Here is a 12,264-nt window from a genome sequence, read left to right on the forward strand (position 1 = left end):
TCACCCCTTCACAGCGCCTTGCATCACGCCCGCGACGATCTGCCGCCCGAGCACCAGGAACACGATCAAGACCGGAACAGTCGCCAGAGTCGTTCCGGCGAGCACCAGCGAGTAGTCGACGTAGTAGCCGCTCTGCAGCTTCTCCAGCGCCACCTGGAGCGTCGGGTTGTCGGCGTTCAGCACGACCAGCGGCCACAGGAAGTCGTTCCAGGACTGCATGAACGTGAACACGCCGAGCATCGCGGCGGCGGGGCGGGCGGCGGGCAGTGCGACGTGCCAGAACGTCCGCCACAGGCTGCAGCCGTCCATCCGCGCCGCCTCGACGAGCTCGTCGGGCACCGCGTCGACCAGGTACTGCCGCATCCAGAACACACCGAACGCGGTGACGAGGTTCGGCACGATCACCGCTTCCAGCTCACCGGCCCAGCCGAACTCCGCCATCGCCATGTACAGCGGGATGATCCCGAGCTGCGTCGGCACCGCGAGCGTCGCCACGACGAAGAGGAACAGCACCCCCCGGCCGCGGAACCGCAGCTTGGCGAACGCGAAACCGGCCAGCGCCGACAGCACCACCACCGACAGCGTCACCGTGCCGGACACGATGAAGCTGTTGCCCAGCGCCTTCCAGAACGGGATCGTGTCGAACACGCGCGTGGCGTTCGACCAGAAGTTCCCGCCGGGGATCAGCGTGAAGTCGCCGGTGAGCACCGAGTTGTCGCGACTCGCGACGAGGTAGGACCAGTAGAACGGGAAGGCCGAGCCCAGCACGAACGCGGCCAGCACCCCGTAGACCACGAAGGACGGACGTTTCATCGCACGGCCCTCCTCGTGAGCCAGAAGTTCAGTCCTGCCACCGCGATCACGATCAGGAACAGCGTCCAGGCGATCGAGGAGGCGTAGCCGAGGTCCAGTTGCTGGAACGCCGACTGGTACATGTAGAGCACGACGGTCTGGTACTGGTGCTCAGCGCCGCCGCCGCTGCCCCCTGCCGGGTCGTACAGCTTGGGCTCGGTGAAGATCTGCAGGCCGCCGATGGTCGACGTGACGATGACGAAGATCAGCGTCGGCTTGAGCATCGGCAGCGTGATGCTGAAGAACCGGCGCAGGGCACCCGCGCCGTCGACGGTGGCCGCCTCGTGCACCTCGCGCGGGATCGCCAGCATCGCGGCGAGGACGATCAGCGCGTTGTAGCCGGTCCAGCGCCAGTTGACCATCGACGCGATGGCGACGTGGCTGCCGAACGTGTTGGCCTGCCAGTCGACCGGCGGAATTCCCAGTGTCGTCAGCACGCTGTTGACCAGCCCGAACTGCGGCCCGAACAGGTTGCCGAAGATGATCGTCAACGCGACGAGCGACGCGACGTAGGGCAGCAGCACGCCCATCCGCCACGCCGTCCTGGCACGCAGGTTGGCGCTGAGCAGTGCGGCGAGCACCACCGCGACGATCACCTGCGGGACGCTCGACAGCAGGAAGATGCTGAACGTGTTGAACAGCGCGTTCCAGAACTGGCTGTCGGTGAACAAGGTCCGGTAGTTGTCGAGACCGACGAACGTCGTCTCGTCGGCGCCGAGCTCCCAGTCGAACAACGACACGTAGGCCGTGTACAGCAACGGGAAGAGCCCGATCGCGCCGAACAGGACGAAGAACGGCGCGACGAACAGGTACGGCGACACCTTGTTGTCCAAAGCGGACAGCCGGTGCCGCGGGGGCCGCGAGCGGGGCTGGTGCACCCGCTCGCGGTCCGGCCTGGTGAGAACGGCGGTCACTTGGCGACCTTCTGAGCCTCCGCGACCGCGGTCTTCCAGCCCTCGTCAGCGCTCTTGCCCTGCTCGACCGACTGCAGCGCCGGGCTGAACACGTTCTCCTGAACCTGTCCGTCCTTCGGGCCCTTGTACTGCGCGGCACCGACCTTCTTGGCCTGCGCGGCGAACAGCGCACCCGCCTTGATGTCACCGAAGTAGGCGTTGACCTGCTCGAGCAGCGCCGGGTCGTCGAGAGCCTTGACCTGGCTCGGGAACGTGCCCTTCGCCTTGAACGCCTTGATCTGCTGCTCCGGCGCCGTCAGCCAGGCAGCGACCTCGGCGGCCTTCTTGGCGTTCTTGCTCTGCTTCGGCACGGTCAGGTACGAACCACCCCAGTTGCCGCCACCGTTCGGGAACGCGTCGGTGACCGCCCACTTGCCCTTGTTCTCCGGCCCGGCCTGCGCCTCGATCACGCCGAGCATCCACGACGGGCACGTCTTCGTGGCGAACGCGCCGGCCTTGAAGCCGGAGTTCCACTCGTTGCTCCACGCCACGAGCTTCGCCGACTGGCCCTTCGCGACCGCGTTCGTCACCGCGGTCCAGTCGGCCTTGATCGCCGGGTTGGAGTCGACGACGAGCTTGTCGGACTTGTCGAAGTAGCCGAGCTCGTGCTGGTTGTGCATCGCGTTGAAGACCTGCGAGGCGCTGTCGAACCACGCCACCCCGCCGGACTTCGCGATGAACTGGTCACCGGCGGCGAAGTAGCTGTCCCACGTGGCGAACAGCGCCTTCACGGCCTGGGGGTCGGACGGCAGACCGGCCTTCTCGAAGAGGTCCTTGCGGTAGCACATCGCGAGCGGGCCGATGTCCGTGCCGTAGCCGATCTGCTTGCCGTCCTTGGTGGCGGCGTCGGTCTTCCACTTGAGCCACCGGCCGTCCTCGATCTTCGGCCCGATCTCGGCGAGGTCGTTGAACTGACCGGCCTTGTCCATCACCTGGCTGAGGTAGCCCTCTTCCACGGCTTCGATGTCGGCGAGACCGGAACCCGCGCCCAGCTTGGTGAACAGGTTCTGGTGGTGCGGCGCACCCTGCCCGGTCTTGCGCTGCGTGAGCTTCACGTCCGGGTGGGCCGCCTCGTACTCCTTGAGGAGCTCCTCGTACCCGAACTCGTTGAACGTCGCGATGGTCAGCTCGGTCTTGCCGTCCTGGCTCGTCGCTCCACCGGACGAACAGGCGGTGGCGGCGGTCAACAGGAGGAGCACGCTGACCCAACTGCGGTGGCGCACGGGAGAACTCCCTCGGTCTCGGCGGCAAATTCTGGGAGCGCTCCCAGAAGTTTTACGGAGTGTTTCCCGCGCGACACGAGGGTGTCAAGGCATCTAAGGTTGATTTCTGGGAACGCTCCCAGGTTGTTACGCGCTCGCCCGCCGGACGAGGGACGTCGGCAGCAGCAGTGACGGAGGCAGCCCCGCCTCGCCGGCGAGCTCCGCGAGCAGCCGCCACGTCATGGTGCGGCCGAGCTCCTCGACGTCCTGCCTGATCGTGGTGAGCGGCGGCGACGCGCTGGAAGCGAACACCGAGTCGTCGAAGCCGATCACGGCGACGTCCTCGGGGATGCGCTTGCCGCGCGCATGGAGCACCTGCAATGCGCCCAACGCCATGATGTCCGCTGCGACGAACACCGCATCGAGCTCCGGCGCCTTGTCCAGCAACCGTTCCATCGCCTGGCCGCCGCTCTCCGGCGTGAAGTCGGCGTGCTCGACGAGGTCGGCGGCGATCTTCGCCTCACCCAGCCCGCGCTTGAACCCGCTCAGCCGGTCGGCGCCCACGGCCATGTCCTTCGGTCCCGCCACGGTGCCGATCCGCTTGCGCCCCAACGAGACCAGGTGCCGTGCGGCTTCGAGTCCGCCGGTGAAGTTGTCCGCGTCGACGAACGGGACGCTGGTCGTCCCGAGCGGACGCCCGCCGGCCACGACCGGAAGCCCGATCTCGTTCAGCATGGCCACCAGCGGGTCCTCGCCGTGCAGGCTCACCAGCAACGCCCCGTCGACGTGCCCGCTGCTGAGGTAGTTGACCAGATCGCCGGTGTCCGCCGGCTGGCTCATCATCAGCAGCAGCTGCAGGTGCCGCCCGGCGAGCTCGGAGTGGATCCCGCGCAGCACCCCGGCGAAGAACGGGTCGCCGAGCACACGGCCGGACGGTTCGGAGACGACGAGCGCGATCGCGTTGGCGCGGTGACCGGCGAGGGCTCGTGCGGCCTGGTTGGGCGAGTAGCCGAGCTGGGCGATGGCGGCGTGCACGGCCTCACGGGCCTTGGCGCTGACGTACTGCTCGCCGTTGATCACGCGCGAGACGGTCGACTTCGAGACCCCGGCGACCCTCGCCACCTCTTCGATGCGGGGGCCGGGACGTCGTTTGGCCGTCTCGGTCATGCAGCCATCTTAGGCTGCCTGTCCCGTCCATGATCTCCGGTCCACGGCGGTTCTCCCCTTCGCGACGGCGAGGGAAAAGTTTCGAAGATCGTCCGCACAAATTCCGCACAGCGGTCCGATGTTCTGGCACCATGCCCCCCGAGGAGGGCTAGTGCGGTATCGGCTTCTTGGGCCGCTGCAGATCTGGCGTGGGGGCTTGGAACTGCGGCTGGGCGGGCCCCGGCAACGGGCGCTGCTGGCAGCGTTGGCCCTGCACGTCAACGAGACTGTCAGCTTTGAACACTTGAGTGAAGCGGTGTGGGAATCCCCGCCCGCGGCACCGGAATCGAACATCCGTACCTACGTGGCCGCCCTGCGCAAGGTGGTGCTCGACGAACTGGTCACCGTCCCAGGTGGATACCGGCTCGTCGTCCCCGCCGACGAGGTCGACGTCTTCGTCTTCACGCGGCTGTGCGCGGCCGGTGACGAGGCGCTGCGGCAGGGAGACCACCGGACGGCGGTGGCCCGGTACGAGGAGGCGCTCGCGTTGTGGCGCGGCCCCGCCCTCGACGGTCTCACCTTCGGGGCGCGCCTCGACGCCGAGCTGACGTTGCTCCAGGAACGCAGGCTGACGATCGCGGAGCAGCACGCGCGCCTGGCGATCGAGCTCGGCCAGGGCGAGCGGCTGGTCGCCGAGCTGCGCCGGCTGACCAAGCAGTTCCCGTTGCGCGAACAGCTGTGGCTGCAGTTGATGCACGCGCTGCAGCGGGCGGGGCGGCCGGCCGAGGCGCTGCGGGCGTTCGAGGACCTGCGGGTGCTGCTGGCCAGTGAGCTCGGCACCGATCCCGGCGCCGAGCTGAGGGAACTGCACGAGCGGCTGCTGCGCGGGGACGAACCGCGGCCTGCGTTGAACACGCTGCCGCGCGACGTCGCCGACTTCACCGGCCGTGCCGTCGAGATCGAACGGCTGACCAGGGCTGTCACCGGGAAGTCGGCCGTGGTGATCTCCGCGATCGACGGCATGCCGGGCGTCGGCAAGACGACGCTGGCCGTGCACCTGGCGCACCGGCTGGAGTATCCGGACGGTCAGCTGTTCATCGACCTGCACGCGCACACTGCGGGCCGTGCACCCGTTGAACCAACGGATGCGCTGGACGTGTTGCTGCGCGCGCTCGGCCTGGAGGACATCCCGGTCGGCCTGGACGAACGGGCCGCGTTGTGGCGGCTCGAGCTGTCCCGGCGGCGCCTGCTCGTCGTGCTGGACAACGCGGCGAGCGCCGACCAGGTGCGGCCGCTGCTGCCGGGCGTGCCGGGGTCGCTGGTGCTGGTCACGTCACGGGCGCGGCTGGTCGAGCTGGAAGGTACCTCGACGCTCACGCTGGACGTGCTGTCCGAGGCGGAGGCGCTGCAGCTGTTCGCGACGATCGTGGGCGACGAGCGCGGCACGGATCCGGCGGCCCGTGAGGTCGTGGAGCTGTGCGGCAGGCTGCCGCTGGCCGTGCGACTGGCGGCTGGCCGGTTGCGTTCCCGTCCGACGTGGACCACCGCCCACCTCGCGACGCGGCTGCGCGAGGGACGATTATCCGAACTGGACGCTGTCTTCGCGTTGTCGTTCGGCCAGCTGCCCGCCGGGCACCAGCGGCTCTTCGGCCTGCTGGGACTGCACCACGGCACGGACTTCGACGTGCACCAGGCCGCGGCGCTCGGTGATCTCGGCCTGCTGGAGTGCGACGGGATGCTCGAGGACCTCGTCGACGTCCACCTGCTCGAGGCGACCACGCTCGGCCGGTACCGGATGCACGACCTGCTCCGCCAGTACGCGCAGTCCAAAGTGGACTCGTCGCGGGCGCCGCTGACCCGGCTGCTGGACCACTTCCTGGACACCGCGAACCAGGCGACGCGGCTGATGTCGCCCGCGGCCCGCAGGTACGAGGTCGACATCACCTACCGCCCGGAGTCACGGCTCGTGCTGCGCGACTACGACCACGCGGTGGAGTGGCTGGAGACCGAACGGCAGACACTCGTTGCCGCGGTTGCGTTGTCGCTCGACGGTGATTGGCGTACACACACGTGGCAGCTCGCCCGCGCGATGACGTTCTTCTGCATGGTGCGCGGCCACACGCGGGACTGGGCGACGATCAACGAGCTGGCGCTGGAGGCCGCGAAGGACAACCCGGCGGCGCTCGCGATCACGACGAAGAACTACGCGATGGTGTTCTGGCAGACCGCGCGGTACTCCGACGCCATCTTCCACAACGAGCGCGCGATCGAGATGCTGCGCGAGCAGGGCGACCTGCAGGGCGTGGCGGGCACGCTGAACAACCTCTCGCTGGTCTACCGGACGCTGGGCCGCCACACCGAGGCCGCCGAGCTGCTGGAGCAGGCGATCACGGTGGCGCGGGAGCTGGGCGACCGGCACCTCGAGTCGCAGGCGATGAGCAACGTCAGCAACATCTACAGCGCTTTGGGCCGCTACGACGAGGCGCTGGAAGCCTGCAACGGGGCCCTGGCGCTGATGCGCGAACTGGGCAGCCGCCGCGACGAAGCCGACACCCAGAGCGCGCTGGGCATGATCCTGCACGCCATGGGCAGGCACTCCGAGGCGCTCGGAGCGTTGAACTCGGCACTGACGGCGGTGCGCGCGATCGGTGACGTCACGACCGAGACGGTGGTGCTGAACTACCTCGGCGAGGTGCTGACCGCGGCCGGGCGTCCCGAGGAGGCCGTGGTGCAGTTGCGCGAGGCGCTGGAGCTGGCGGAACGGATCGACGACCGGCGGGAGGCGGCCAACGCGCACAAGCACCTGGCCAAGGCGGTGGCGGACCCGGCGGAGGCGGCCCGCCACGAGAAGGAGGCCGAGGTTCGCTTCGCCGCTCTAGGCACCGACTGAGCGCGGTCCAGGCCTGCCACCCGGCAGCACCGCGCCGCGTGGCAGGCCGTCCCGCAGCAACGGCAGCAGCTTGGGGTGCTTGCTCATCAGCACCGCGGCGGTGCCGTTGCGCTGCTGGACCCTGCGGCAGAAGTGGGGCGACAGCGGGATGCCGAGGTACGCCTCCGCCCGTGGCCCGTAGACGACCTGGTCGTTCTTCCCGCACCACGCGGCGGCGACCGGGCGGCCGTCCAGCCAGAGGTAGCCCTCCACGTACACCGCGCCCTGCAGGCGCGCGGCCTCGCTGAAGGCGACGCTGAACGTGACCTGGGGAGACAACCTGGTGCCGGCGTCGGCGGTCCACCACGTGCCGACGTCGAGCACCATGCCCTCCATGCTCGCGTGCGCCCACTCCGAGTCGTCGACGAGCGTGCGGAACGGCGCTTCGAGCACGGTGAGGGCCGCTGTGAGCTCCTCCACCCGCTCATGGTGCGTCGGACAGCGCGATTTCGCTGCCCGACCTGGAATAGCTAACTGATCGTGACGACGATGCTGAGCTGCAGCGGGCCCGCGTTGCCGGTGATGGTGCCGTTGGTCGCCTTCGGTCCTGCCTGCAACCGGAGTTTGAACTTGATCGTCTGACCCGGCGCCAGCGTCTGGCCACCGGTGCACGTGACCGTGCCCTTGCTCGCGGGACAGCCGATTGATCCCTCCGGCACGTTGCCGGGCCCGACCGTCTTGATCTCGTCGGGCAGGGCCAGCGTCAACGTTGGCACCGTGGTCGGTGCCGAGCCGGTGTTGGAGATGCCGATGTTCATCTCGTCGGGCGGGCCGTTGGTGGACATGGCCATGGTGGTGGGCGCGGTGGCGGACAGCTTGGCCTCGCCCACCGTGACGGTGGTGGTCGACGTCGCCGCCGGTGGGTTGGGCCCGTTCGGCTCGGTGATCGGCGTGGCGCCACCGGCGGTCGTGCCCGCGGCGGTCGTGCCCGCGGCGGTGGTGCCGGAGGTCGTGGTGGAGCCGGGGGTGGTGGTGGTCGGCGTGACACCGGCCGTCGCGATCGTCGAGGTGATCGGTGCTGCGGCATGGGGAGCGTTCCCGTTGTCGGAGGTGACGACACCGGAGCCCGCGACGACCACGACGGCCGCGGCCGAAGCGGCCACACCGAACCACGAGGTCGCACTGATGGACACCGCCGTGCCCTTGCCCGCCGCGGCCAGGTAACCGGCCGTGCCCGTGCCGAGCACGATCGGCGCGATGACACCGCGCAGCGCGCCGTTGACGTCGGCCAGTTCGCTCGCGAGCTTGCGGCATTCGGCGCAGTCGTCCATGTGCGCGTCGAGCTGGACGGCCTCACGTCCCTTGAGCCCGCCGCGCGTCCACGCGCCGAGCTTCGTCACGGTCGCGCGGCATCGTTCCGCCGGTTCCTGGGCCACGTGCGCCTGCAGGAACGCCTTGCGCAGCCCTTCGCGGGCCCGGAAGGCCATCGCCGAGACGCCGTTCGCGGTCAGTCCGAGCAGCGGCGCGATCTCACCGGGCGACTGGCCTTCGATCGCGGTGTGCCACAACACCGTCTGCCAGCGTTCGGGCAGCGACGCGAACGCCGTGGCCGCGAGCGCCTGGTCGAGGTCCTCCACGGCCTTGTCGCGGAACGGCACGCTCGTCGCCCGCACGGCACCGGGAACCTCCTCGATGTCGCCGGCCAGTTCGAGCCGCTTTTCCTTGCGCGTCCGGTCATACGCCGCGTGCCGCACCGCCGTCAGCAGGTACGGCCGGAACGCCGCGCCAGGGCCGCCGCCGGTGCGAAGCGCGGCGAGCACTTTGGCGAACGCGTCCGACACCAGATCGTCGGCGTCGGAGGAAGAGTTCGACAGCTGCATCGCCAGAAGGTTGGCAGCACGGACGTGGCGCTCGTAGAGCTTGCCGTAAGCCTCGATCTTGCCTTCGCGCACGGCGTCGATCAGGTCGGCGTCCGACGGCGGTCGACCACGCTGCCCGATCAAAGATTGCCGCCTTACGTCATGCACAGGACTGATGTGCGGACCCTATCGAGATGACTCAACGCGAACAATCCACGCATCCGAATCCGATGTAATAAGAAACCGTTGGGACGGACCTAAGTCTTGACCAACACAGGTCCGATGGCCCTATCACGTTCCTGCGTTCGCCGTCGTGACGGACTTCCTGACCGAGCTGCCGGTGCGCGTGGCCGTGCCGATCGAACGGCACAGCCCGCTCTCCGACCGCCGTGCGCTCGCCCTGGTCACGTCCGATGCAGACGTGACGTGGCTGTGCCACCCCGCCCCGGACTCGCCCGCGTTGTTCGCAGCACTGCTCGGCGGATCGGGCCACTTTTCCATCAGGCCCCAGAAGGACCAACTGCCGTTGGGCCAACGGTACGTACTCGTCGCGATGACGGTGCAAACCCGCTGGACGGGCCTGCAGGTCACCGACCACCTGTCCGCGGGCCTGGTGGGCACCGTCGAGGGCAGGGTGCCCGCGGTGGTGGAGTTCGCGCCCCGCCCCGACTTCGGCCGGGCACCCGTGGTCCTGGAACGGATTGCCGACGCTCTTTCTCTCGCCGGTACGCCGATCGTGCTGCGCTCACCCGGCGTGGAATGGGAGATCGCCGACGGCACCGCCACTGCTGTGATCACCCCACCTTTCGTCATGGAACTGGACCTCGGCTCACCGTCCGAAGAGGACACCGACTGGCTCGGCTGGTCGGCGGCTGCCTTCCGTCGAGCGCGACCTGGTGCGAAGATCCGCGCTCACGTTGCGCGCCCTCTGCCACCGCGACACCGGCGCCGTCCTGGCCGCCGCCACGACGTCGCTGCCCGAGCAGATCGGCGGCGTGCGCAACTGGGACTACCGCTACTGCTGGCTGCGCGACGCCGCTGGTGATCGACAGCCTCCCGGGTTACGCGGGGTCCGGCCCGGTGCGTGTCGGCAACCTGGCCGACACGCAGGTGCAGCTGGACGTCTTCGGCCCGATCACCGACCTGGTGCACGACCTGTCACTGTCCCGGGGCTCGCTGGGTGACCGCGACTGGGACGTGGTCACCGCGATGGTGCGGGCTGTGGCGGCCCGGTGGTCCGAACCGGATCACGGGATCTGGGAGGAACGCCACGTGCCGCGCCACCGCGTCTACTCCCGCGGGATGTGCTGGCAGACCCTGGACCGCGCCATCGCCCTGGCGGCCCGCTTCCGCAGGTCCGCCGACCCGGACCGAGTGGTGCTGCGCGACAAGATCGCCGCTGACGCGGGGCGGCGTGCCGGCGCGGAGGAGCTGTTCGAGAGCCTCGTGCGGCTGACCGGGCCGACCGGGCTGCTGCCCGAAAGTACGACCCGGTCGCCGAACGATCACTCGGCAACCACCCGCAGGCCTACTCGCACCTGGGCCTCATCAGGTGCGCGCGGTTGCTCGACGGATGACGCGCGTCAGTGGCAGTGCCCGTCCCGGCCGAGCGTCTGCTCGGGCGTCACGCCGGGACGGGTCCACTGGGGCACCGGCCGCCCGGTCGGCCCCCAGGTCGAGTTCCCCTCCGCGTCCGTCCGCCAGAACCACGCGGCGTCACGCCCCTCCGGCCACCCCTCGGGCTTGTCCTCCCACTTCTCACCACGCCCGTAAGGCGTCATGTCGAGCAGCCCCAACGACCCGTTGACCCGCTCGGTCCCGCGCCCGGTGGTCCGATACGTGAGGAACACCTGCTCCCCGTCCCGCAGGAAGCACGAGAGGTACCCCATGTCGCCCCCGATCGGTGCGGGCAGCCCCCGCACCGAGTACCAGGGCTGCGTGTAACCCATGAACTCGACGAACGGCGCCACCTCGTCCCAGGCGCCCACGGTCAGGATGGCGAACGAGACCCCGCGAGCGTGGAGGTACGCGGCGTTCTGCAGGTGCCAGGGCACCCAGGTGCAGCCCTCGCACTGGCCCTGGTGCGGCGCGCCGTCCCACCACATGTGCTGGTAGACCACGAGCTCGTCGCGGTCCTCGAACAGCGAGACGAACGGCACCGGGCCGTCGGGTCCGACGACGAGTGCCTTCCCGTCGATCTCCACCATCGGCAGCCGGCGGCGTGCCGCGGCGATCGCATCGCCCTCGCGCGTGTGGGCCTTCTCGCGAACCAGCAGCTCATCGCGGGCGGCTTCCCAGGTGGCGAAGTCGACGACGGGCGGTTTCATGGCGTCCTCCAAGCATGTCCGTGGCGCTTACTCAGTCATGTCGAAGCTGAATCCGCCATCTCGACATCTGCGGATGACCTCGCCACAACCGCCATGCCCGCGGGCTGGCCGGCGAGTGGTGGCTGTTGGCCTCCCCGAACCGCAATCGCACCCGAGCACCGCCCAGCCGTCCGCGCTCCAGGTGGATCGTCCCGCCGGTGGCCTCGGCCGCCGCACGGGCGATGTCCAGCCCGAGCCCGGTCGACCCGCCTCCGCTGCGGCCCCGGTGCAGTGTCCGGCTCGCCGAAACGGGGCGTGCTGTCGCGGCTCGGTGCGCGGCTCGGCAACGGTTTCGTGCAGCTGGTACTCGCGCTGTGGCGTTGTTCTGGCTGGTTCCGGTGTTCGGCCTGCTGATCGCGTCGTTGCGCGACGTGTCGGCCAACACCGCGAGCGGCTGGTGGACGGTGTTCGCCAAGCCGGCCGAGCTGACGCTGGAGAACTACGCGGGGCTCGTCGCGGGCTCTTCGGCGCCATCACCGGCGTCGTGCTGTTCCACGTCGCGTTCGGCCTGCCGTTCGCCATCTTCCTGCTGCGCAACTTCTTCACCGGCATCCCGCGCGACCTGATCGGTCTCGCGGCGGTGGCGGCGCCGGTGGCCAAGCCGGCGATCGCGTCGCTGACGATCTTCCAGTTCCTGCGGGTGTGGAACGACATGCTGGTGGCGCTGGTGATCGCGGACCAGGACTCGGTGCCGATCACCGTGGCGCTGCGGGCCCAGCTGCGTCAGTTCGGCACCAACATCGACCTGCTCGCGACGGGCGCGTTCCTGTCGATGATCGTGCCGCTCGCGGTGTTCCTGGTGTTCCAGGCTGCACTTCTTCGACCTGGACGACGGGCGGCGGATAGGGCCTCGCGGACGCCGTCGCCGAGATGGGGGTGTGAAGGCCGGTTGCCGCCCCCGTCGCGGCAACCGGCCTTCGTGACGTGGCCGGCTCCTCTCCCCCCTTGGATCAGGTGCCGACCACGAACCTGATGACGATTCTTTAGCCCGAACGGCGGTGGCAACAGCGACAACCC

General features: G+C 69.3%; 9 protein-coding genes and 1 pseudogene. 3 read left to right on the forward strand and 7 right to left on the reverse strand.

What is annotated here, in order from left to right:
• From ABFX45_RS07335 to ABFX45_RS07350, 4 genes are all read right to left on the reverse strand, one after another.
• Entirely contained in the window at window positions 1-813 is an 813-nt protein-coding gene (locus tag ABFX45_RS07335) for a carbohydrate ABC transporter permease (protein WP_346128531.1), read from the reverse strand.
• The gene (locus tag ABFX45_RS07340) at window positions 810-1,730 is read right to left on the reverse strand and encodes a carbohydrate ABC transporter permease (protein WP_233440089.1); all 921 of its coding nucleotides are present in this window, start codon (window positions 1,728-1,730) and stop codon (window positions 810-812) included. Before ABFX45_RS07340 ends, ABFX45_RS07335 begins: the two co-directional genes overlap by 4 nt.
• 32 nt (window positions 1,731-1,762) lie before the next feature.
• On the reverse strand, window positions 1,763-2,995 hold the full coding sequence (locus tag ABFX45_RS07345; protein ID WP_233440088.1) for an ABC transporter substrate-binding protein: 1,233 nt from the start codon (window positions 2,993-2,995) through the stop codon (window positions 1,763-1,765).
• A 159-nt stretch (window positions 2,996-3,154) separates the two neighbouring features.
• The gene (locus ABFX45_RS07350) at window positions 3,155-4,174 is read right to left on the reverse strand and encodes a LacI family DNA-binding transcriptional regulator (RefSeq protein WP_109640132.1); all 1,020 of its coding nucleotides are present in this window, start codon (window positions 4,172-4,174) and stop codon (window positions 3,155-3,157) included.
• 118 nt (window positions 4,175-4,292) lie between these two features.
• Between ABFX45_RS07350 and ABFX45_RS07355 the strand changes: the two genes are divergently transcribed.
• On the forward strand, window positions 4,293-7,043 hold the full coding sequence (locus tag ABFX45_RS07355) for an AfsR/SARP family transcriptional regulator (protein WP_346128533.1): 2,751 nt from the start codon (window positions 4,293-4,295) through the stop codon (window positions 7,041-7,043).
• Here ABFX45_RS07355 and ABFX45_RS07360 read toward each other — a convergent pair.
• Window positions 7,029-7,502 (reverse strand): hypothetical protein, encoded by a 474-nt coding sequence (locus ABFX45_RS07360; RefSeq protein ID WP_109640130.1) that lies wholly within the window; start codon window positions 7,500-7,502, stop codon window positions 7,029-7,031. The genes ABFX45_RS07355 and ABFX45_RS07360 overlap by 15 nt on opposite strands.
• 50 nt (window positions 7,503-7,552) lie before the next feature.
• Entirely contained in the window at window positions 7,553-9,025 is a 1,473-nt protein-coding gene (locus ABFX45_RS07365; protein ID WP_346128535.1) for a sigma-70 family RNA polymerase sigma factor, read from the reverse strand.
• 208 nt (window positions 9,026-9,233) lie between these two features.
• On the opposite strand from ABFX45_RS07365, the pseudogene ABFX45_RS07370 reads away from it, so the two are divergent.
• Window positions 9,234-10,458, forward strand: a pseudogene (locus ABFX45_RS07370) (glycoside hydrolase family 15 protein).
• Between the two features lie 6 nt (window positions 10,459-10,464).
• Here the strand turns inward: ABFX45_RS07370 and ABFX45_RS07375 are convergent.
• Entirely contained in the window at window positions 10,465-11,208 is a 744-nt protein-coding gene (locus ABFX45_RS07375; protein ID WP_109640128.1) for a DUF899 family protein, read from the reverse strand.
• Window positions 11,209-11,644: 436 nt separating this feature from the next.
• Between ABFX45_RS07375 and ABFX45_RS07380 the strand changes: the two genes are divergently transcribed.
• Complete coding sequence (locus ABFX45_RS07380; RefSeq protein WP_346128538.1) at window positions 11,645-12,220, forward strand: ABC transporter permease family protein; 576 nt, start codon at window positions 11,645-11,647, stop codon at window positions 12,218-12,220.
• Window positions 12,221-12,264 lie beyond the last annotated feature (44 nt).

It is taken from the genome of Lentzea roselyniae (assembly GCF_039537795.1).
Classification (GTDB): domain Bacteria; phylum Actinomycetota; class Actinomycetes; order Mycobacteriales; family Pseudonocardiaceae; genus Lentzea; species Lentzea atacamensis.